General features: G+C 69.9%; 18 protein-coding genes and 1 pseudogene. 9 read left to right on the top strand and 10 right to left on the bottom strand.

All coding sequences use genetic code 11. The features are described 5' to 3' along the window. Positions 1 to 177: 177 nt before the first annotated feature. Positions 178 to 2,634 carry a DNA topoisomerase (ATP-hydrolyzing) subunit A gene (locus DI272_RS13100; RefSeq protein ID WP_109495549.1) on the top strand — a complete coding sequence of 819 codons (2,457 nt, stop codon included), beginning with the start codon at positions 178 to 180 and terminating at the stop codon, positions 2,632 to 2,634. Here DI272_RS13100 and DI272_RS13105 read toward each other — a convergent pair. Continuing rightward, on the bottom strand, positions 2,631 to 3,707 hold the full coding sequence (locus DI272_RS13105) for a GTP-binding protein (protein WP_258314541.1): 1,077 nt from the start codon (positions 3,705 to 3,707) through the stop codon (positions 2,631 to 2,633). The genes DI272_RS13100 and DI272_RS13105 overlap by 4 nt on opposite strands. Before the next feature lie 320 nt (positions 3,708 to 4,027). On the opposite strand from DI272_RS13105, the gene DI272_RS13110 reads away from it, so the two are divergent. The 3 genes and pseudogenes from DI272_RS13110 to DI272_RS13120 all read left to right on the top strand — a co-directional run bounded on the left by DI272_RS13110 (position 4,028) and on the right by DI272_RS13120 (position 5,423). Further along, a complete protein-coding gene (locus DI272_RS13110; protein WP_109495551.1) occupies positions 4,028 to 4,597 on the top strand; it encodes a DUF6082 family protein in 570 nt (189 codons plus the stop codon). Positions 4,598 to 4,838: 241 nt separating this feature from the next. Further along, a pseudogene (locus DI272_RS13115) lies at positions 4,839 to 5,069 on the top strand (hypothetical protein); the annotation flags it as partial. Between the two features lie 108 nt (positions 5,070 to 5,177). Continuing rightward, positions 5,178 to 5,423 (top strand): hypothetical protein, encoded by a 246-nt coding sequence (locus DI272_RS13120; protein ID WP_109500816.1) that lies wholly within the window; start codon positions 5,178 to 5,180, stop codon positions 5,421 to 5,423. A gap of 70 nt (positions 5,424 to 5,493) precedes the next feature. Here the strand turns inward: DI272_RS13120 and DI272_RS13125 are convergent, their stop codons facing one another. Further along, positions 5,494 to 6,663, bottom strand: coding sequence for a citrate synthase/methylcitrate synthase (locus tag DI272_RS13125; RefSeq protein ID WP_109495552.1), 1,170 nt, complete (start codon positions 6,661 to 6,663; stop codon positions 5,494 to 5,496). Between the two features lie 100 nt (positions 6,664 to 6,763). Between DI272_RS13125 and DI272_RS13130 the strand changes: the two genes are divergently transcribed. The 4 genes from DI272_RS13130 to DI272_RS13145 all read left to right on the top strand — a co-directional run bounded on the left by DI272_RS13130 (position 6,764) and on the right by DI272_RS13145 (position 11,590). Next, positions 6,764 to 8,026, top strand: a complete 1,263-nt coding sequence (locus DI272_RS13130) for a citrate synthase (protein ID WP_109495553.1) — start codon at positions 6,764 to 6,766, stop codon at positions 8,024 to 8,026. A 54-nt stretch (positions 8,027 to 8,080) separates the two neighbouring features. Continuing rightward, positions 8,081 to 9,025, top strand: a complete 945-nt coding sequence (locus tag DI272_RS13135) for a sucrase ferredoxin (protein ID WP_109495554.1) — start codon at positions 8,081 to 8,083, stop codon at positions 9,023 to 9,025. Between the two features lie 214 nt (positions 9,026 to 9,239). After that, on the top strand, positions 9,240 to 10,910 hold the full coding sequence (locus tag DI272_RS13140) for a sensor histidine kinase (protein ID WP_109495555.1): 1,671 nt from the start codon (positions 9,240 to 9,242) through the stop codon (positions 10,908 to 10,910). Beyond that, on the top strand, positions 10,910 to 11,590 hold the full coding sequence (locus DI272_RS13145; protein WP_109495556.1) for a response regulator: 681 nt from the start codon (positions 10,910 to 10,912) through the stop codon (positions 11,588 to 11,590). The genes DI272_RS13140 and DI272_RS13145 overlap by 1 nt, the downstream gene beginning before the upstream one ends. A gap of 69 nt (positions 11,591 to 11,659) precedes the next feature. Here the strand turns inward: DI272_RS13145 and DI272_RS13150 are convergent, their stop codons facing one another. The 3 genes from DI272_RS13150 to DI272_RS13160 form a co-directional block, all read right to left on the bottom strand. Beyond that, positions 11,660 to 12,715 carry an ABC transporter substrate-binding protein gene (locus tag DI272_RS13150; RefSeq protein ID WP_109495557.1) on the bottom strand — a complete coding sequence of 352 codons (1,056 nt, stop codon included), beginning with the start codon at positions 12,713 to 12,715 and terminating at the stop codon, positions 11,660 to 11,662. A gap of 73 nt (positions 12,716 to 12,788) precedes the next feature. Next, positions 12,789 to 13,652 (bottom strand): ABC transporter permease, encoded by an 864-nt coding sequence (locus tag DI272_RS13155; protein ID WP_109500817.1) that lies wholly within the window; start codon positions 13,650 to 13,652, stop codon positions 12,789 to 12,791. Then, positions 13,642 to 14,457, bottom strand: a complete 816-nt coding sequence (locus DI272_RS13160) for an ABC transporter ATP-binding protein (protein ID WP_109495558.1) — start codon at positions 14,455 to 14,457, stop codon at positions 13,642 to 13,644. Before DI272_RS13160 ends, DI272_RS13155 begins: the two co-directional genes overlap by 11 nt. 161 nt (positions 14,458 to 14,618) lie before the next feature. On the opposite strand from DI272_RS13160, the gene DI272_RS13165 reads away from it, so the two are divergent. Continuing rightward, the gene (locus DI272_RS13165) at positions 14,619 to 15,311 is read left to right on the top strand and encodes a response regulator (protein WP_109495559.1); all 693 of its coding nucleotides are present in this window, start codon (positions 14,619 to 14,621) and stop codon (positions 15,309 to 15,311) included. A gap of 254 nt (positions 15,312 to 15,565) precedes the next feature. On the opposite strand, the gene DI272_RS13170 is transcribed toward DI272_RS13165, so the two are convergent. From DI272_RS13170 to DI272_RS13190, 5 genes are all read right to left on the bottom strand, one after another. Further along, positions 15,566 to 17,158: a cation acetate symporter gene (locus DI272_RS13170; RefSeq protein WP_109495560.1), complete on the bottom strand. Its 1,593-nt coding sequence runs from the start codon at positions 17,156 to 17,158 to the stop codon at positions 15,566 to 15,568. Next, complete coding sequence (locus tag DI272_RS13175) at positions 17,155 to 17,730, bottom strand: DUF485 domain-containing protein (protein ID WP_109495561.1); 576 nt, start codon at positions 17,728 to 17,730, stop codon at positions 17,155 to 17,157. The genes DI272_RS13170 and DI272_RS13175 overlap by 4 nt, the downstream gene beginning before the upstream one ends. Before the next feature lie 69 nt (positions 17,731 to 17,799). Further along, positions 17,800 to 18,492, bottom strand: coding sequence for a response regulator transcription factor (locus DI272_RS13180; RefSeq protein WP_109495562.1), 693 nt, complete (start codon positions 18,490 to 18,492; stop codon positions 17,800 to 17,802). Continuing rightward, a complete protein-coding gene (locus tag DI272_RS13185) occupies positions 18,489 to 19,640 on the bottom strand; it encodes a sensor histidine kinase (RefSeq protein WP_109495563.1) in 1,152 nt (383 codons plus the stop codon). The genes DI272_RS13180 and DI272_RS13185 overlap by 4 nt, the downstream gene beginning before the upstream one ends. Next, positions 19,637 to 20,167 carry a CcdC protein domain-containing protein gene (locus DI272_RS13190; protein ID WP_109495564.1) on the bottom strand — a complete coding sequence of 177 codons (531 nt, stop codon included), beginning with the start codon at positions 20,165 to 20,167 and terminating at the stop codon, positions 19,637 to 19,639. Before DI272_RS13190 ends, DI272_RS13185 begins: the two co-directional genes overlap by 4 nt. Positions 20,168 to 20,558 lie beyond the last annotated feature (391 nt).

Here is a 20,558-nt window from a genome sequence, read left to right on the forward strand (position 1 = left end):
CCGCCGTGCGGCGCGGGTGAACACCGGGCGGGAGAGCTGACGTCGGGTCGTCGTCCGCGTTGTCAGTGCCGGGGTCCACAATGGTCCGCGTCAGACCTGTTCACGCTTGAGCAAGAGTGAGCCGAAGGGGCGCGAGCGACCCGTAGGCGAGCGACCAGAAAAGAGGAGCCGGCAGCGATGGCCCGCCGCAGCACGAAGACCCCGCCGCCCGACGACTCGTACGAGGAGAAGATCCTCGACATCGACGTCGTCGACGAGATGCAGGGCTCCTTCCTCGAGTACGCGTACTCGGTCATCTACTCCCGAGCCCTGCCCGACGCCCGCGACGGCCTCAAGCCGGTGCACCGGCGCATCGTCTACCAGATGAACGAGATGGGCCTGCGCCCCGACCGCGGCTATGTGAAGTGCGCGCGCGTCGTCGGCGAAGTGATGGGTAAGTTGCACCCCCACGGCGACGCGTCGATCTACGACGCGTTGGTGCGCATGGCCCAGCCCTTCTCCATGCGCGTCCCCCTGGTCGACGGCCACGGCAACTTCGGCTCGCTGGGCAACGACGACCCGCCGGCCGCCATGCGGTACACCGAGTGCCGGCAGGCGCAGGCGACGAGCCTGATGACCGAGTCGATCGACGAGGACACGGTCGACTTCACGCCCAACTACGACGGGCAGGAGCAGGAGCCGGTGGCGCTGCCCGCCGCGTTCCCGAACCTGCTGGTGAACGGCTCGTCGGGCATCGCGGTCGGCATGGCCACGAACATGCCGCCGCACAACCTCTCCGAGGTCATCGCGGCCGCCCGCCACCTGATCCGCTACCCCAACGCGGATCTGGACGCCCTGATGAAGTACGTCCCGGGCCCCGACCTGCCCACCGGCGGCCGGATCGTCGGCCTCTCCGGCATCCGGGACGCGTACGAGACGGGCCGCGGCACGTTCAAGATCCGTGCCACGGTGTCGGTGGAGACCGTGACGGCCCGCCGCAAGGGTCTGGTCATCACCGAGCTGCCTTTCACGGTCGGCCCCGAGAAGGTCATCGCCAAGATCAAGGATCTGGTCGGCTCCAAGAAGATCCAGGGCATCGCCGACGTCAAGGACCTGACCGACCGGGCGCACGGCCTGCGCCTGGTCATCGAGATCAAGAACGGCTTCGTGCCGGAGGCGGTCCTGGAGCAGCTGTACAAGCTGACACCGATGGAGGAGTCCTTCGGCATCAACAACGTCGCGCTGGTCGACGGTCAGCCGCTGACGCTGGGGCTGAAGGAGCTCCTGGAGGTCTACCTCGACCACCGCTTCGAGGTCGTCCGCCGCCGCAGCGAGTTCCGCCGCACCAAGCGCCGCGACCGCCTCCACCTGGTCGAGGGCCTGCTGACGGCGCTGCTCGACATCGACGAGGTCATCCGCCTCATCCGGCAGAGCGAGAACTCCGCGCAGGCGAAGGAGCGCCTGATGGAGCGCTTCTCGCTGTCGGAGATCCAGACGCAGTACATCCTGGACACGCCGCTGCGCCGCCTCACCAAGTACGACCGCATCGAGCTGGAGTCCGAGAAGGACCGGCTCAACGCGGAGATCGAGGAACTGACCGCGATCCTCGAGTCGGACTCGGAGCTGCGCAAGCTGGTCTCCGCCGAACTGGCCGCGGTGGCCAAGAAGTTCGGCACCGACCGGCGTACGGTCCTGCTGGAGTCGGCGGGCGCCCCCGCGACCGCGGTGCCGTTGCAGGTGGCGGACGACCCGTGCCGGGTGCTGCTGTCCTCGACGGGCCTGCTCGCGCGTACGGCCAACGGCGAGCCGTTCCCGGCGGACAGCGACGGCAAGCGCGTCAAGCACGACGTGATCGTCTCGGCGGTCCCGGCCACCGCGCGCGGCGAGATCGGCGCGGTGACGTCGGAGGGCCGCCTGCTGCGGATCAACGTCGTCGACCTGCCGCAGCTGCCGGATACGGCGTCGGCCCCGAACCTCTCCGGAGGGGCTCCGCTGTCGGAGTTCGTGTCGTTGACCGACGGCGAGACGGTGATCTGCCTGATCACCCTCGACGAGTCGTCGCCGGGCCTGGCGCTCGGCACGGAGCAGGGCGTCGTGAAGCGTGTCGTCCCCGACTATCCGACGAACAAGGAGGAGTTGGAGGTCATCACGCTCAAGGACGGCGACCGGATCGTCGGCGCGGTCGAGCTGCGCACGGGCGAGGAGGACCTGGTCTTCATCACGGACGACGCGCAGCTGCTCCGCTACCAGGCCGCTCAGGTCCGTCCGCAGGGCCGTCCGGCGGGCGGCATGGCGGGCATCAAGCTCGCGGACGGCGCGAAGGTCATCTCCTTCACGGCGGTGGACCCGGCGTCCGACGCGGTCGTGTTCACGGTCGCGGGCTCGCGCGGCACGCTGGACGACTCCGTCCAGACGACGGCCAAGCTGACCCCGTTCGACCAGTACCCGCGCAAGGGACGGGCGACCGGCGGTGTCCGCTGCCAGCGCTTCCTGAAGGGCGAGGACTGCCTGTCCTTCGCCTGGGCGGGTGCCGTCCCCGCGAAGGCGGCCCAGAAGAACGGCACCCCGGCCGACCTGCCGGAGATCGACCCGCGCCGGGACGGTTCGGGTGTGTCGCTGGCGAAGACGGTTTCGGTGGTGGCGGGGCCGGTCTAGGCCTCGTCGAAGGGCTCGGGGATTTCGTCCTCCGAGCCCTGGACGTAGCGCAGGACGCCCCACATACCGTGCTCGTCGGCGGTGTGCGGGGCGTCGCTCTTGCACGCCTCCAGCTCCTTGCCGAGGGCGTGGGCGTCGATGCCGGAGCCGATGAGGACGAGCTGGGTGAGCCGGGGAGCGACCGCCCATGGCTCGGGGTAGAAGCGCAGGAACCGGCCGACGGCGTGCACGGCATACCGGTTGCGGACGTCGTACGCGCCGAAGTCGACGTACCCCTTGATCCGGTACAGCCCCCCGGGCCGGCTGTCGAGGAACTGCATCAACCGGCGTGGGTCGAGGGGTACTTCGGAGGCGAAGGAGAGGCTGTCGTAGGCCGTGTGCAGATGGCCAGCGTGCTCAGGGGTGCCGGCGTCGTGGTCGTGCAGGTCGTCGAAGGACAGCTGCCCGATGCGTTCCTCGCCGGGCCGGCAGTCGAAGAGGAATTCCGGGTCGATACGGCCGTAGGTGGCCGGTACGACGACGGCGGCACGGTCGGCGATGTCGTGGACGAGGCCGAGGACCCGCTCGCCGTCGGCGGTCCGGTCGAGCTTGTTGACGACGACGAGGTCGGCGAGGGCGAGATGCCGGTCGATCTCCGGGTGCTTCACGCGCGTGTCGTCGAACTCGGCGGCGTCGACGACTTCGACGAGGCCGCCGTAGACGATGCCGGGATGCTCGCTGGCGAGCACCATGCGCACGAGCTCCTGGGGTTCGGCGAGCCCGCTGGCCTCGATGACGATGACGTCCATGCCGGCGTCGGGCCGCGCGAGCCGCTCCAGGTAGCCGTCGAGCTCACTGGCGTCGACGGCACAGCACAGACAGCCGTTGCCGAGGGAGACGGTCGAGTCGCCCAGGGCTCCGGCGACGGCCATGGCGTCGATCTCGATGGCGCCGAAGTCGTTGACGATGGCGCCGATACGGCTGCCGCCGCTGCGGTGGAGGAGGTGGTTGAGGAGGGTGGTCTTGCCGGAACCCAGGAATCCGGCGAGAACGACGACCGGGATCTGCCGATGGCCGGGGCTCGGCTGACGCAACGTACGACCTCTTTCGCGCTGGTGCGCGCACCGGATCGCGGTTCCGGCGCGCGTACGAGGTTTGAATGCCGGACCAGGATACGAGCCGGAAGAATCACCGCGAAGTGAACGATTGTTAGCAGCACTTGCGGGGCAGACGTTGGGCATGGCGCCGGTTCGTGCGACCCTCGCTTCCCTCCGTGCGCCTCCTCTCCGCCTCCCTGCCGACCAGAGCCGCTCGGCACCCTGGGAGACGGCAAGCGCCGCCCTCCGCTCGCCGGTCCCCAGAGTCGACCCGCACCCCGACGACCGGCGGACGGCCGCCTGACTCGGGGGTTGACATGGCCACACAGAAGCGTGGAGTTCGGGGGTTGAGCGCGGTCGCCGCGGTCGCCGCGGTCGGCACGGGAATAGTGACGGGAGTGCTGACCACCCTGGCCACCCAGCGGCAGGCCCTCGGCTCACTGCGCGCCCGCATCGAGCACTTGGAAGAGACGGAACGAAACCAGAGCCTTGCCAACATCGCGCAGCAGCAGCGGCTGCACCTGGACCTCCTGAGCAAGGCGATGGACGATCCGGAGCTCGCCGAGGTGCTGGACACCTACGAGGAGACCGTGCCCCCGGGGAAGCAGCGCCAGTTCCTGTTCGCCAATGCCCTTTACACCAATGCGCTCTGCTACTACCGCATCGGCAACATCACTCGCGAGGAATTCTACGGATTTGCCCGAGGAATCCTGCAGAATCCAATCTTCAGAGAGTACTGGTATGCCACCCGCCCCCATCGGGCCACATTGATCGACACCTCGGACGAGGCGGAACTCGGACGAATGGTCGACGGTCTCCTGCGCCAACTGGAGGAGGCGGACAGCGACGAGTGGTGGGTGATAGGAGAGCCACCGGCCGCAGACTGAGCTCCGGCTCGCTCCGCTCTCCGGCGTCACACTGTCGGGCGATAACGAAGTGGCAAATTCGAGCGTTTCCCCTCATGGCAACAGGGTTGACTGCTCCGCGATCGCGTTCAGGGGTCGACCCCCATTGAACCGTCGCTCCATGCCGCTCGGTCGTCGAGGTAGCTGCCCCACAGGGCCGCATCGCACCGCGCAGCGACAGCGCGCAGGCGTACAGGCCTTGAGATCAAGGGGAACTTGAACAGTGAGTCAGATCATCCGTCGGCTCGGCACGGCTCCAACGGCTCGGGGAAGCGCATCGGGGCAGAATTGCCCGGATATCTTCGAGCTGGCCGACGGGAACTTCGCCGTCATCGGCACCGAGGCCACAAAAAGGCTGCACGCCCAACTCCCGGCCGACACCTCTCTGGGCGAGGGCGACCTCATCGTCACGATCACCCGCGAAACCCTGACCCACGCAAAGCCCGATATCCCTGCTGTTTCCAGCAGTCTGCGAATGTCTTCCCGTGAGGTCGACGGGGAACGACCGACTGCCGACGCCTTGCCTGCGCACACACCAGTGAGGTTGGGAGACCTGCACATCGTGAAGATCCAACGGCGCCTCGGCGTACCGCCCCAATCACGCAAGTCATCACCAAGCATGAGCGGACAGAGCTGTCCCGACATCTTCGAGCTCAGCGACGGCAATTTCGCCGTCATCGGCACCGAGGCAACCGCAGATCTCGAACCCGAGTTGCCTGAGGACGCCTCGCGGGCGGACTACGAGCGCATCGTCGTCATCACACGCGAGACCCTGATCGAAGCCAAGAAGGACATCCCCGACGCCTGACCTCGCACTCAGGCCCATCACGGGCTCGGCACCGCCTGGCGCCGAGCCCTTCGTATGCCGGTTCCAGGCATCAGGCCGAGAGCGGCACCGCCACCGGCGCCCCCGGTCCCACATACCGCGCCACCGGCCGGATGATCTTCGAATCCTCCGCCTGTTCCAGGATGTTGGCGCTCCACCCCACCACCCGCCCCGCCGCGAACGTCGGCGTGAACATCTCGCGCGGGAGACCGCACAGTTCCATGACCACGCCGGCGTAGAACTCGACGTTGGTGTGGAGTTCACGGCCGGGCTTCAGCTCGGCCAGGATCGCCTCCACCTGCCGCTCCACCTCCACCGCGAAAGCGACGCGTGGACCGCCGAACCCCTGGGCGATCTCGCGCAGCATCCGGGAGCGCGGGTCCTCGGTCCGGTAGATCGCGTGGCCGAAGCCCATGATCCGCTCGCCCGCGAGGACGCGTTCACGGATCCAGGGATCGATACGGTCGGGCGTTCCGATCGCGTCCAGCGTGTCCAGCGCTCGGCTGGGCGCACCCCCGTGCAGCGGCCCCGACAGCGCTCCCACGGCGCCCACCAGGCAGGCCGCGACATCCGCACCTGTTGATGTGATGACGCGTGCCGTGAAGGTTGATGCATTGAATCCGTGATCAACGGTTGAGATCAAGTACTGCTCGATCGCCCGCGCCCGTCGCGGCTCCGGTTCCGAACCGGTCAACATGTACAGGTAGTTGGCCGCGTACGACAGGTCCTCACGCGGCTCGACCGGCTCCAGCCCTCTCCCCAGCCGATGCAGTGCCGTCAGCAGCGTGGGTACGGCGGCCGTCGCCGCGATCGCGTCCTTGCGGCGTTCGTCCGCGCCGATGTCGTAGACCGGACGGAAGCCCCGCGCGGCACCCAGCAGCGACAGCGCCGTGCGCAGCGCGGCGAGCGGGCCCCCCGAGGCCGCTCCCGCCGCAGCGATGGCGGGCAGCGCGGCCCGCACCCCTTCCGGCAGCCGGCGCAGTGCCGCGGTCGCGGCGGCGAAGGCCGCGCCGCCTTCGGCGTCCGGCAGGTCACCGTGGACCAGAAGGTGCCAGACGTCCTCGAAGCTGCGGGTCTGCGCGAGTTCGACGGCGGAGTACTGGCGGTAGTGGTAGAAGCCCTCGATCCCCCGCACATCACCGATCCGGGTGTCGGTGACGACGACGCCCGCGAGCCCTCGCGGTACGTCGACGAGGGTGGCTGCGGCCCTGTTGACGGACATGTTTTCCTCCCTGGACTTGATTCGACTGTCCATGATTGACTATTTTTCTGTCAACATTGATTGAATCAATATGCAGTCCACAACGGATACGGTGTGGCCCATGCGCGATCACCAACCCGCCCCCACCCCTGACGGAGACCGGCGGCTGAGCACCAAAGAGGCCGCCGAACTGCTGGGCGTGAAGCCCGAGACCGTGTACGCCTACGTGAGCCGCGGGCAGCTCAGCAGCCGACGCGCGCCCGGCGGCCGCGGCAGCACCTTCGACGCCAAGGAGGTGGAGACCCTCGCCCGGCGCAACAGGCGTGAGAGCGGCGGGGGTTCGGGTTCCGGCGGTGGCGAGCTGGCAGTACGCACCCGCATCACGCTCATCGACGCGGACCGGTACTACTTCCGGGGCGTGGACGCGACCGAGCTGGCCGCACGGCACTCCTACGAGGAGATCGCCGAGTGGCTCTGGACCGGCCGGATGAAGCCGGGCACGACGTTCACCGCACCCGACGCCTCCGTCGCCGTCGCCCGCCGCTCCGTGGACGCCCTGCCCGAACACGCCTCCCCCACCGACCGGTTGCGCGTCGCGGCCATCGCCGCCGCGGCCGCGGACCCACTGCGCTTCGACCTCTCCGAGGACGCCGTGCTGGGCACCGCGCGCGTCCTGATCCCCACGCTCGTCGCCGCCCTGCCGCCGGTGCGGGCGGGCCACCGCGACGAGGGTTCGCTCGCTCAGCGGCTGTGGGCGCGGCTCAGCGGACGCGCCGCCGACGAGGCGTCCCTGCGGGTCCTGGACACCGCCTTGGGCCTGCTCGTCGACCACGACCTGGCCGCCTCCACGCTCGCGGTGCGCGTCGCGGCCTCCGCGCGGGCGCACGCCTACGCGGCCGTCTCCGCCGGGCTCGGCGTGCTGGAGGGCCCGCTGCACGGCGCCGCCAGCGGACTGGCCCACCGGCTGCTGAACGACGTGCTCGAACAGGGCGACGCCGGTCCCGTCATCGCCGACGAACTGCGCGCCGGGCGCCGCATCCCCGGACTCGGTCACCGGCTCTACCGCGGCGAAGACCCACGCGCGCGTGCCCTGTTCGCGCTTCTGGAGGAGATCCCCCGCGCCGAGCCCGCGCTCCTCGCGGCCCGCGACGTCGTGGCCACCACCGCCCGGCACACGCCGCTGCACGCCAACGTCGACCTGGCGCTCGCGGTGTTCACCGCGTCCTCAGGGATGCCCGCCACGGCCGGCGAGACGATCTTCGCCGTCGCCCGGACGGCGGGCTGGATCGCCCATGCCCTGGAGGAGTACGGCGAGCGCCCGCTGCGCATGCGGCCGAGCGGGCTCTATGCCGGGGCCAAGCCCCCGCAGCCGCTCCCCGAGTAGGGCGCGAGCGCGCCCGGAAGTCGCCGCCGGGCAAGTCAGGTTAGGCTCACCTCTGTGAGTACGTGTTCCACCGTCTCCCGGGACCTCGACGAGCCCGTCGCGGGCACCGCGGCCACCGCCAGGACCTGGCTGCTCCTGGAGCAGCCCGGCCCCTGGGGCGCCCACGCGCTCACGTCGAGCCATCTGGACCCCGTGCTGGGCCGCGCGCTGGAGCGGGCGGCGAAGAACACGGGTGTCCGGGTCGCACTCATCCGCCGCCCCGGGCGGCACGCAGACTGTGGCACGCCGTCCGCCCGCCAGGTGTACGTGGCTCACACCGTGCCCGGCAGCGGCTGGCTGCACAGCGCCACGGTCCGTGATCCGCAGCGCCTGCTCGACCTGGACTTCGCCGCACTCGGAGCCGGCGACCCCCGCGGCTTCGACACCGCCCTCGACGGGCGGCCCCACACCGGCGCCCCGCTCGCGCTCGTCTGCACCAACGGCAAGCGCGACCGCTGCTGCGCCCTCCTGGGTCGGCCGCTCGCCGCCGAGCTGTCCGCCTCCGGGGTGGAGGGTGTCTGGGAGGTCACCCATCTGGGTGGACATCGCTTCTCGCCGACGCTCCTCGTCCTGCCGTACGGCTACGCGTACGGCCGCGTCGGGGCGCATGCAGTCAAGGAGATCCTGCACGGCGTTGAGGACGGCCGGATCGTCGTGGAGGGGTGCCGTGGGAGCTCGGCCTGGGAGCGGCCGGGGCAGGCGGCCGAGCTGGCCGTGCGTGCGGTGGCGGACGAGTACGCGGCCGACGCACTGAGGGTCGTACGGACGGATGGCGCGGCGCCTCGCTGGGAGGTGACCGTCGCCCATGCCGACGGGCGCCGCTGGCGGGTCGTCGTGGCCCAGGACGCGTCCCTGCCACCCCGCGCGGAGAGCTGCGGGACCTCGGTGCTCGGCTCGCCAGCGCGGATGGACGTGGTGGCGGTGCGGGAGCTGACGCCACCCGCGGCACTGGCGAGCTGAACGAGGCGGTCGAGGAGGCTGTCCACTGGGCTAGGCGGTCAAGGGAACTGGCAAGCTGAGCGAGGCGGTCAAGGACTCTGTCAGCCGAACGAGGTGAGCAAGAGCTCTGTCCACTGAAACCACGTGGTCAAGGGCGTCACCCGCTGATCAAGTGCGTTGATCAAGAGATCCATGCCACACCCCTACGGCAGCCCGAGCCCGTCCGCGTACCGTCATGGGTATGAGCCGCCCCACTCCCCCCGCACGACGCCTCCGCCTCGGGCTGCCGCGACGGATGTTCTCGCAGGTGCTGCTGATGCAGCTCGCGATCGCCGCGGGAGTCACGGTGCTGGCGACCGGGCTGTTCCTCGCGCCGCTCAGCAACCAGCTGGACGACCAGGCGATGCGCCGGGCCCTCGCCATCGCGCAGACCACCGCGCAGCAGCCGCAGATCGCGAAGGACCTTCAGACCACGCCCTACTCGGCTGACGGACCGGTGCAGGAGGAGGCCGAGCGGATCCGCAAGGCCACCAAGGCCGAGTACGTCGTGATCATGAACAAGGACGGCGTGCGCTGGTCCCACACCGACCCGGAGGAGATCGGCGGGAAGGTGTCGACCGACCCCGCGCGGGCGCTCGCGGGCGAGGAGGTCATGGAGATCGACGAGGGCACCCTCGGCCGCTCGGCCCGCGGCAAGGTGCCCCTGCGCGACAGCGACGGGAACATCATCGGGGCGGTCTCGGTCGGCATCGCGTACGACAGCGTCCGGGCCCGCCTGATCCACGCCATCCCCGGCCTGCTCGCCTACGCGGGCGGCGCCCTGGCCGTCGGCGCGCTGGCGGCCTGGCTGATCTCCCGGCGCGTGCAGCGGCAGACCCGCGATCTGGCCTTCTCCGACATCTCGGCGCTGCTCGCGGAGCGCGAGGCGATGCTGCACGGCATCAGGGAGGGCGTCGTCGCCCTGGACCGCACCGGCCGCGTCCGGCTCCTCAACGACGAGGCGCAGCGGCTGCTCGGCATCGGCGACGAGGCCGTGGGCCGCTCCCCCGACGAGGCGCTCGGCGAGGGCCGTACGGCCGACGTGCTGGCCGGCCGGGTGACGGGCACCGATCTGCTCACCGTCCGCGGGCAGCGCGTCCTGATCGCCAACCGCATGCCGACCGACGACGGTGGTGCCGTCGCCACCCTGCGCGACCGCACCGAGCTGGAGCAGCTGGGGCGCGAACTCGACTCCACGCGCGGGCTGATCGACGCCCTGCGCGCCCAGGACCACGAGCACGCCAACCGCATGCACACGCTGCTGGGGCTGCTCGAACTGGAGATGTACGACGACGCCGTGGAGTTCGTCGGAGAGGTGGTCGGCGATCACCGCGCCACCGCGGAACAGGTCACCGAGAAGATCAAGGACCCGCTGCTCGCCGCCCTGCTGGTCGGCAAGGCGACCGTCGCCGCGGAGCGCGGGGTCGCCCTGTGGATCTCGGACCGGACCCGGCTCCCGGACCGGCTGATCGACCCCAGGGGCATCGTCACGGTCGTCGGCAACCTGGTCGACAACGCGCTGGACGCCGTAGGAGGCACACCGCACGCGCGCGTGGAGGTCGAGTTGCGTTCCGAGGGCCGTACCGCCGTCCTCCGGGTGCGCGACACGGGGCCCGGCATTCCGGCGGAGCACCGCGAACTGGTCTTCACCGAGGGGTGGTCCACGAAGAAGCCGCCCGCACATGGCAAGCGCGGCATCGGGCTCTCCCTGGTGCGCAGGCTGGCCGAACGGCAGGGTGGCAGCGCCACCGTGACCGAGGCCGACGGCGGGGGCGCGGAGTTCACCGTCGTCCTGCCCGAGGCGCTGGCGGGTGACGATCTGGAGCCCGCGCTGACCGTTCCGGCCGCCCCCGAGGAGGCGTCGTGATGATCGAGGTTCTGGTCGTGGACGACGACACGCGGGTCGCGCGGGTCAACGCCGCCTACGTCGAGAAGGTGCCCGGTTTCCATGTGGCGGGCGAGGCGCACACCGCGGCGGAGGCGCTGCGCCAGGTGGAGCTGCTGCCCCGCGTCGACCTGGTCCTCATGGACCACTACCTGCCCGACGAGACGGGTCTGGCGGTCGTCCAGGAGATGCGCCGACGCGGTCACCAGACCGACGTGATCATGGTGACGGCCGCGCGGGACGTCACGACCGTGCAGGCGGCGATGCGCCACGGAGCGCTCCAGTACCTGGTCAAGCCGTTCGCCTTCGCGGGCCTGCGCGCCAAGCTGGAGGCGTACGCCGAGCTGCGCCGCACGCTCGACGGCGGGGGCGAGGCCGAGCAAGCCGAGGTGGACCGCATCTTCGGCGCCCTGTCCGCGCCGTCGGAGCCCGATCTGCCCAAGGGGCACTCCCCCACCACCGCGGAGCTCGTCCGGCAGTCCCTGATGAACGCCGAGGGGCCGCTGTCCGCCCAGGAGATCGCCGAGCGGACGGGGGTGAGCCGACAGACCGCCCAGCGCTATCTGAAGCTTCTGGAGCGCACGGGACGGGCCCGGCTCACGCTCAAGTACGGCGACGCGGGCCGCCCGGAACACCGTTACGTGTGGGCGACCCGCGCCTGAGGGCACGGCCCGTGGGGGCGGGGGAAGGAACCGTGCCCTCTCCCTATACGGATGCCGGCGTCACAGACGTCAGTCCGTGACCTTGTCCACGAACTCGGTCGTGTACGTCTTGGCGAGGTCGACGTCGGCGTTCTGAATCGTGGGGTTGAACGCCTTGAGCACCTTCTCGACGGTCTCGGGACCGTCCTTCGGCATCACGCCGTCATCCGTGAACATCGGCAAGGTGCTCTCGATGGCCGAGGCGTAGAGCGTCTTGTTGCCCTGCGAGTAGTCGGCGGGCATCTTCTCGGCGATCTCGAGCGCGCTGTGGGTGGACATCCACTTGAGCGTCTTGACGAATGCATTGACCAGTTTCTGGACCGTCTCCTTGTGCCCGTCCACCCAGTCCGTCTGCATGTACAGACTTGAGGAGGGGTACGGGCCGCCCAGCGCGGCCTGGGATCCTTCAGGCGTACGCATGTCGAGAAGGACCTTGCCCGCCTTCTTGTCCAGGATCGTCGCGACGGTCGGGTCGGTCGTCATGCCACCGTCGATGGCGCCCTTCTGCAGGGCCGAGATGAAGGTGGGCCCGGCGCCGACGGCGACCGGTGTGAACTCGCTGACCTTCACGCCGTTCTTGACCGCGAGGTACTTGGTCAGGAAGTCGGTCGACGAGCCGAGGCCGGTGACGCCGAGCTTCTTCCCCTTGAAGTCCTTGGGCGAGGTGATGTCGTCCGCCTTCTTGGTGGACACGATCTCCACCTCGCCGGGCGCGCGCGAGAACTGCACGACGGACTCGACATGCTTGCCCTTCACCTGGAGGTCGAGCGTGTGGTCGTAGAAGCCGACGGCACCCTGGACCTGGCCGGAGACGAGCGCGGTCTCGGCCTGGACGCCCGCGGGTTCGCTCAGCAGCTCGACGTCGAGCCCTTCGGCGTCGAAGTAGCCGAGCCGCTGGGTGAGCATCGCGGGCAGGTAGATGACCTTGTCCAGGCCACCGACCATGATCTTGACCTTCGTCCCCTTGCCGTCGCCCTTGCTGCCGGAGGACGCGGTGCTGGCCGCGTCATTGGCACAGGCGGTCAGCGAGGAGAGGGCGAGCAGGCCGGCGGCGGCCAGGGTGGAGTATCTGGCGGTCTTGCGCATGAGGGTTCACGTCCTTGTGAAAGCGGCCGTGCGGAAGCGGCCTGGTGAGTCGGGGAGGCGGGGGAACGCGCGGTCAGCTGTCCGAACCGGACGGCTTCCAGCGGAAGATGCGGCGCTCGGCGAAGGTGAGCAGCCCCTCGGCGACGAGCGCGACGAGCGCGAGGATGACCATCGCGGCGTACACACCAGCCGCGTTGAACGTGCCCTGCGACTGCGCGACGAGCAGGCCGATGCCCTTGGTCGCGCCGATGTACTCGCCGACGATGGCGCCGATGAGGGCGAAGCCGAAGCTGACGTGCAGGCTGGTGAAGATCCACGAGGTCGCGGACGGGATGACCACCTGGAGCGTCACCCGCCGGTCGCTCGCCCCCAGGATGCGGGCGTTGGCCACCAGGTTGCGGTCGACCTCGCGGGCGCCCTGGAAGGCGTTGAAGAACACCGGGAAGAAGACGAGCACGACGGCGGACGCGACCTTGGAGGCGGGACCGAGGCCGAACCAGATCACGAAGATGGGCGCAAGGACGATCCTGGGTATCGAGTTGAGCACCTTGATGTATGGACCAAGAACATCGGCGAGAAAGGTGATCCGCCCCAGAGCAATACCGAACACCACACCGGCCGCCACTCCGAAGACCCAGCCGAGCAGCGCCTCGTGAAGCGTGTACCAGATCTGTTCGCCCAACGAGCCGAGCGCGGTCCCGTGTGTCACCCAGGTCCAGATCTGGTCCCAGATCTTCGACGGCATCGAGAAGTTGAACGGGTCGATGGCCTCGGTGCGTGCGAGCACCTCCCACAGCCCGAGAACGACGACCAGGAGCAGCACACGCGAAGCCCCGACGACGATCTTGCGTCTGCGGGCGGCACGCGCGCGCGAGTGGGCACGGTCCGGTGTCTTGACGGTGTTGACCACAGGTTGACTGAGCACTTCAGGCGACATGCGCGGCACCCCTCTCGCGCGTGATGCGGACCTCTTCGCCGAGGGACTCCCAGATCTCGCGGTAGATCTCGATGAACCGCGGTTCCAGGCGCACCGACTCGACCTTGCGGGGGCGGGGCAGGTCGATGTCGAAGACGTGCTTGACGGTGGCGGGCCCGGCCGTCATCACGACGACCCTGTCGGCCAGCGCGATGGACTCCTCCAGGTCATGGGTGACGAACACGACCGAGGCGCCCGTGCCCTCCCAGAGCTCCAGCAACTCGTCCGACATCAGGGCCCGCGTCTGCACGTCGAGCGCCGAGAACGGCTCGTCCATCAGCAGGATCTCGGGGTCGTTGACGAAGGTAGCGGCGAGTGCGACGCGTTTGCGCTGGCCGCCGGACAGTTGGTGCGGATAGCGGTCCTCGAAGGCCGAGAGCCCGACCCGGGCCAGCCACTCGCGCGCCTTCCGCTTCGCCTCCGCCTTGGGCACGCCCCGGAAACGCGGGCCCGCCATGACGTTGGACAGGACCGTGCGCCACGGGAAGGTCGCGTCCTGCTGGAAGACGAACCCGACCTTGTCCCCCACGCCACGGACCGGCTCCCCGGCAACCGTCACCTCGCCCTCGGTGGGCTCTTCCAGGCCGCTGACCAGCGTCAACGTGGTCGACTTACCGCAGCCTGTGGGCCCGACGACGGCCACGAACTCCCCGCGCCGGACCGTGAGATCAAGCCCCTGGACCGCTGTGTGCAGGCCCCCCGACGGGGTCCTGAACGTCTTGCTCGCGCCCCGCAGCTCGATGGCGGGGCTGATGTCTGCGCTCATGGCCGGGGACGGTAGGTGTGACCCGGGTGACGGCATCAGTCTTCTGAGCACATGCCGTTCTTTTGCCTGCAACAGCCTGTTGTGCTCATTTTGCTCGCGCTACAACAACGGAGCCGAAGCACGGGCGCACCGCTCGCCTGGCCGCCACGGAGAGAGGCCCGATGATTGACGTCCTGGTCGTGGACGACGACTTCCGTGTCGCCGAGATCAACGCCAAGTACGTGGGAAAGGTTCCCGGTTTCCGGGTCGCCGCCCGCGCCCACACCGCCGCGCAGGCCCTGGCGTCCGTGCAGCGCGGCACCATCGACCTGGTCCTGCTCGACCACTATCTGCCCGACCAGACGGGCCTCGAACTCGTCCACCGCATGCGGGAGCAGGGCCACGGCACCGACGTCATCATGATCACGGCGGCCGGTGACGTCACGACCGTGCAGACCGCGATGCGCCTGGGCGCCCTGCACTACCTGGTCAAGCCGTTCACCTTCGCCGCACTGCGCACGCGCCTCGACTCCTACGCCGCCCTGCGCCGCACCGTCGACCGCGTCGGCGGCCGTGGCATCGCCGGCCAGGAACAGGTCGACCGGATCTTCGGCGCCCTGCGCACCACCCCCACACCGCCGTCACCGGGCCTGCCGAGCGGCCACTCGGAACCGACGACCGACCTCATCTGCCGTGTCCTCCACCATGCCGACCACCCCTTGTCGGCCCACGAGGTCGCCGCCGAGACCGGCCTGAGCCGCTCCACCGCCCAGCGCTACCTACGCCACCTCGAACAGGCCGGCCGCCTCCGCCTCTCCCTCAAGTACGGCGACACGGGCCGCCCTGAGCACCGGTACGCATGGGTGGCGCCGTAGCCGTACGACTGCGGCTCCCGGGCCGTACGACGGCGAAAGCGCGGCGCAAGGGCCAAGCCTGGCAAGACGGTGACTGCGTACGGCGGTCACGGCTCGGTACGACGGTGCCTGCGCGGTACGAGGGTGGGGCGGTGCGGTTCGACGATGGCGGCGCGGTACGAGGGTGGGGCGGTGCGGTTCGACGATGGCGGCGCGGTACGAGGGCGGTGCGGTACGACGACGACGGCGCCCCGGGTCGATCCTGGCGCCGCCTCTTACGCAGCCCCCGCTCCCGTCAGCGACCGCACCTCGGTCTCCGCGTGTTTGGCCTCGTCCGCGACCTCTGTCGAGGTGACTGTCCCGAGCCAGCCGGCGATGAAGCCCAGCGGGATGGAGACGAGCCCGGGGTTCTGCAAAGGGAAGTACTGGAAGTCGACGCCGGGGAACAGCGATTCCGGGCTGCCCGACACGACAGGCGACAGCAGGACTAGCGCGATGGCCGGGATCAGCCCGCCGTACACCGCCCAGACCGCGCCGCGGGTGGTGAAGCCGCGCCAGAAGAGCGAGTACAGCAGCACCGGCAGGTTGGCCGACGCCGCGACCGCGAAGGCGAGGCCCACCAGGAAGGCGACGTTGAGATCCCGGGCCAGCAGGCCGAGGGCGATCGCGACCACACCGATGCCGACGGCGGCGACACGCGCCACGGCGACCTCGCTGCGGGGCTCGGCGTTCCGGCGTCGCAGGGACGCGTAGAGGTCGTGGGCCACGGACGCGGAGGAGGCCAGGGTGATGCCAGCGACCACGGCCAGGATCGTGGCGAAGGCGACCGCGGCGACGATCGCGAACAGGACCGTTCCCCCCGTCGAGTCCGCGCCGCCGCCCAGGTCGAGGGCGAGCAGCGGAACGGCCGTGTTCCCGGCCGCGTTGGACCCGCGCACCGCTTCCGGTCCCACGATCGCCGCCGCTCCGAAGCCGAGGACGATCGTCATCAGATAGAAGCCGCCGATGAGCCCGATCGACCAGACCACCGAACGGCGCGCTGCCCGCGCGGTCGGCACGGTGTAGAAGCGGGACAGGATGTGCGGCAGCCCAGCCGTGCCCAGGACAAGGGCGAGCCCCAGGCTGATGAAATCGAGGCGTGCGGTCCAGTTCTCGCCGTACTTCAGGCCAGGTGCCAGGAACTTCTCACCGTGGCCGCTGCGTTCGGCCGCCGTGAGCAGGAGCTGGTCGAAGTTGCCGTGGAACCGCACCAGGACGAGCAGGGTCAGTGCGATGGTGCCGCCGAGGAGCATGACCGCTTTCACGATTTGAATCCACGTCGTGGCCCGCATCCCTCCCAACGACACATAGATCACCATGAGCGCGCCGACGCCGATGACGGTCCAGGTCTGCGCCGCCTCGCCGGTGCCGCCCAGCAGCAGCGCCACCAGGCTCCCCGCACCGACCATCTGCGCCACCAGATACAGAACGGACACGGTGACCGAGGAAGTTCCCGCCGCGATGCGCACCGGCCGCTCACTCATCCGCGCGGCCACCACATCGGCGAGCGTGAACCGGCCGCAGTTGCGGACCAGCTCCGCGACGAGGAACAGCACCACGAGCCACGCCACCAGAAAGCCCACCGAGTACAGCATCCCGTCGTACCCGAAGAGCGCGATGAGCCCGGAAATGCCCAGGAAAGAAGCCGCCGACATGTAGTCGCCCGCGATGGCAAAACCATTCTCCATCGGCGAGAACAGCCGCCCGCCCGCGTAGAACTCCTCCGCCGAGCCGTGCCGGTTGCGGCTCACCCACGTCGTGATCGCGAGGGTGACCGCGACGAACGCGCTGAACAGCAGCAGCGCCAGCGTCTGATGATCGCTCTTCACGACGCACCACCCCGGATCCCGCGCGTCAGCTCCTGGGTGTCCCAGCGCAGCTCCAGCGCGGCCCGGTCCCTGCGCAGCCGCGCGTGCCTCGCATACGCCCAGGTCAGGAGGAAGGTGGTGAGGAACTGTCCCAGGCCCGCGACCATCGCCACGTTCACCGCACCCGCCACCGGTCGGGCCATCAGGCCGGGCGCCGTCGTCGCGGCCACGACGTACCCCACGTACCAGGCGAAGAACCCGACGCACGCCGGCATGACGAACCGCCGGTACCTACTGCGCACCTCCTGGAACGCCGCGCTGCGCTGCACCTGGAGATACACATCCGCAGCCGCGTCCGCGCGCTCCGTGCGCCCTGCTTCGGCGGCAGACAGCGGGACGGCCGCACCGGCACCCGCACCCCCACCCGCACCGGCTGACTCGCCCCAACCGGAGGCGAGTGCGTCGTACCACGGATCGTCATACCTCACGGCTGCGGGCGTCTCGAACAGAGCCGGGTCGACCCCGCCGTGGATTTCGGCCGCACTTTCGGGACCACCCCCGCCGCCGCGGGGACGGCCATTGCTTGACTGCATGCCCAAGGATGGACAGAACGGGAAGATCCCCGACTCTTCTTCCCCCTGCGCTTCACCCCATCAGGTGATTCAACCCGCAGGAGGCCGCACAAGCCCCTTCGCGAAGGCGTAACGCACCGCCTGTGCCCGGTCCTTGAGCCCGGTCTTGGCGAACATGTTGTTGATGTGGGTCTTCACAGTCGCCGTGGAGACGTGCAACTTGCGCGCGATCTCGTGGTTGCTGAGCCCGTCGGCGATCAGGAGCAGCACCTCGGTCTCCCGCGCGGTCAGCCCGTCCGGGGGCGCAACGGGCTCGACGGGCTCAGCAGGCTGCGGCTCGGGGTCCGACAGCCGCTCCAACAGCCGCCGTTGGATGCTCGGCGACAACCCGGCGTCCCCGGACAGCACGCTGTGCACCGCCCGCACGATCTCGTCGCCTCCCGCGTCCTTGGTGAGATAGCCGCGCGCTCCCGCCCTGAGTGCCGGAAACAGCGACTCGTCGTCCCCGAACGTCGTGAGCACCACGACCTGGGTCCCAGGATGCTCGGCACGGATCCGCCGAGTCGCCTCCACGCCGTCGCAACGAGGCATGCGCAGGTCCATCAGCACCACGTCCGGGGCGAGTTCGCCGACCAGGCGCACCGCCTCCTCCCCGTCTCCGGCGGCTCCGACGACCTCGACGCCCGGCAGCAGCCCCAGCAGCATCACGATGCCCTCGCGGACGACGGTCTGGTCGTCCGCGACCACCACCCGCGCGACCCTGCCGTCGAACTCCTCGGTCATACGGGCACCTTCAACGTCACCGTGAATCCCTCCTCGTCCGGCCCGGCGTCCAGCGAACCGCCGAGCAGTTCGGCACGCTCCCGCATGCCCAGCAGACCGTACCCGGCGCCTGTGGCGGCGAGTTCACCCGAAGTGCCCCCCGAGTCGCGGACGTCCAGGGTCACTTGATGCTCTCCGTAGGCCAGCCGCACCCGCACCTTGGCGCCCGGTGCGTGTTTGCGGACGTTGGTCAGAGCCTCCTGCGCGACTCTCCGCACCGCCTGCGAGGCCTCGGCCGGCAAGGCTCTGCGCTCACCCGTAATGGTGACCTCGGCCCCCGAGCTCGTCTCGACGAGCTGGGCCAGGAAGTCCTCCAACGGGGTCAGCTCACCGCGCAGCGCGGACAGAGCCTGCCTGGTCTCCGTCAGCCCGTCCCGCGCCATGCCCCTTGCCGCCACGACCCGTTCGAGGATCTGATCCCGGTCCGCCCCTCGCTCGATCAGCAGCCGGGCGGCCTCCAGATGCACGAGCTGCGCCGAGAGGCTGTGGGCCAGCACGTCGTGGATCTCCCGCGCGATGCGGGCCCGCTCAGCCAGTGCCGCCGACTCCGCCTCGGCCGCCCGCGCGGCCCGCTCCTGCGCGAGCAGCCGCTGCGCGTTGCCCCGGGCCTCGGCGTCCAGGCGCAGCGTGTACCCGGCGAGGGCCAGCCCCAGGCAGGTGACCACGGTCGTCAGCACATCGTCGTCGGTGAGGGCTCCGTAGGCGCCGAGCGCCATCGCGGTGACCGGCACGGCAACCATCAGGGGCAGCCGCTCCAACGCGGCGACGGCAGACGCGCACCAGATCACGAGGGCCGGCACGAGCAGCCCGGAAACCTGAGTCATGATCGCTACGCCTTGGAGGAGCCCCCACGTCAGCAACGAGGGCCAGAGCCGATGCTGGAGCGTGGCGCGATAAAAGGTCCAGGCTGACAAAGCGGCCAAGACGAATCCCCCGGCATCCGCGGCGATTCTCCAACCATGGGCGGAACTGCTCGTCAGGGCGCCCCACAGCAGCAGGGAGATGAGCAGCAGTCGCACCGACCAGGCCAGCAAGCGCCGAGGGCGCGAGATGCCCTCGCGCCCGAGCGCCTCCCGGGACGGCCAGCGTGTCCAGGCGTTCTGCGTCACACACGCTCCTTCCAGGTGGGCCGCGGCATGGCGTCACCGTACGCCGCGCCTCGCACGGAAGCCGTGCGCGGAGACTGGGACTGGGCACGCCAGACGAGGATTCCCGCCCGGACGAGCAGCGTGGCGGCGAGGGCGAGGAGCAGGGCGGACGACTCCTGCTGGATGCCGAGCGAGGCGCCGAGGGCGTAGAGGCCCGCGCGCAGGGCTATGCCGATGAGCCAGACCAGACCGCTCGCCTTGGTGCTCTTGCTCCACACGGCTCCGTCGGGCTCCGTCCATATGCGCGAGGTCCAGGCCCAGGCCGCTCCGATGGCGAGACCGACGAGCAGTTCGGCCACGAGCAGGGCCACCGACGCGGTGTGGTGGTGGGGGTCTGTCAGGCCGGATTCGCGCAGCGCGACGACAGCCAGGACGACCGGCAGCAGCCACCAGCGCCTGTCCGTGTCGATCCGCTGCGCCCGGAACTGGCGCGCGATCACCACGACGACAGCGGCCGCGATCAGGAATCCGTCGACGAGCCCGGACATCGGTGCCTCCGTGAGCGAAGGGGAGATCGCCGACAGCGAGTGCTGCCGACGCCTTCGACGCTACGGAAATTCGCACGTCAGCGGATCGGCGCTGGGGTGGATCGAGGGTGGAGGCAGGGACACGGGAGCCGTCCACCCCTGGGTGGAGAAGCCGGAGAGGCGTCGGTTCGGGCACGGCCTCGGAGCAGACGGAGGCCGTGCCCGAACCGGAAGGCGCATTAAGGCACGACAGGGTTACGGACAGGGCGCGGGGCCTGCGTATGACCGCCGATCCAGCAGCCTTGTGGACGGGGCCCCAGCCGGGGAGCCACTCCCCGCCGAGACGAGAGCCGAGTCCTTGCCCCGGGATCCGATCCTGGTCCGACGAGAAGCCGGCTCCCGCCCCGGAAGC

Origin of the sequence: Streptomyces sp. Act143 (genome assembly GCF_003143935.1) — a bacterium.
Classification (GTDB): domain Bacteria; phylum Actinomycetota; class Actinomycetes; order Streptomycetales; family Streptomycetaceae; genus Streptomyces.

What these genes read in the sequence shown, in the direction of transcription:
- DI272_RS13100 (WP_109495549.1), top strand. Translation starts at nt 178, where the DNA reads ATGGCCCGCCGCAGCACGAAGACCCCGCCGCCCGACGACTCGTACGAG.
- DI272_RS13110 (WP_109495551.1), top strand. Translation starts at nt 4,028, where the DNA reads ATGGCCACACAGAAGCGTGGAGTTCGGGGGTTGAGCGCGGTCGCCGCG.
- DI272_RS13125 (WP_109495552.1), bottom strand. Translation starts at nt 6,663, where the DNA reads ATGTCCGTCAACAGGGCCGCAGCCACCCTCGTCGACGTACCGCGAGGG.
- DI272_RS13130 (WP_109495553.1), top strand. Translation starts at nt 6,764, where the DNA reads ATGCGCGATCACCAACCCGCCCCCACCCCTGACGGAGACCGGCGGCTG.
- DI272_RS13140 (WP_109495555.1), top strand. Translation starts at nt 9,240, where the DNA reads ATGGGTATGAGCCGCCCCACTCCCCCCGCACGACGCCTCCGCCTCGGG.
- DI272_RS13145 (WP_109495556.1), top strand. Translation starts at nt 10,910, where the DNA reads ATGATCGAGGTTCTGGTCGTGGACGACGACACGCGGGTCGCGCGGGTC.
- DI272_RS13150 (WP_109495557.1), bottom strand. Translation starts at nt 12,715, where the DNA reads ATGCGCAAGACCGCCAGATACTCCACCCTGGCCGCCGCCGGCCTGCTC.
- DI272_RS13155 (WP_109500817.1), bottom strand. Translation starts at nt 13,652, where the DNA reads ATGTCGCCTGAAGTGCTCAGTCAACCTGTGGTCAACACCGTCAAGACA.
- DI272_RS13160 (WP_109495558.1), bottom strand. Translation starts at nt 14,457, where the DNA reads ATGAGCGCAGACATCAGCCCCGCCATCGAGCTGCGGGGCGCGAGCAAG.
- DI272_RS13165 (WP_109495559.1), top strand. Translation starts at nt 14,619, where the DNA reads ATGATTGACGTCCTGGTCGTGGACGACGACTTCCGTGTCGCCGAGATC.
- DI272_RS13175 (WP_109495561.1), bottom strand. Translation starts at nt 17,730, where the DNA reads ATGCAGTCAAGCAATGGCCGTCCCCGCGGCGGCGGGGGTGGTCCCGAA.
- DI272_RS13180 (WP_109495562.1), bottom strand. Translation starts at nt 18,492, where the DNA reads ATGACCGAGGAGTTCGACGGCAGGGTCGCGCGGGTGGTGGTCGCGGAC.
- DI272_RS13190 (WP_109495564.1), bottom strand. Translation starts at nt 20,167, where the DNA reads ATGTCCGGGCTCGTCGACGGATTCCTGATCGCGGCCGCTGTCGTCGTG.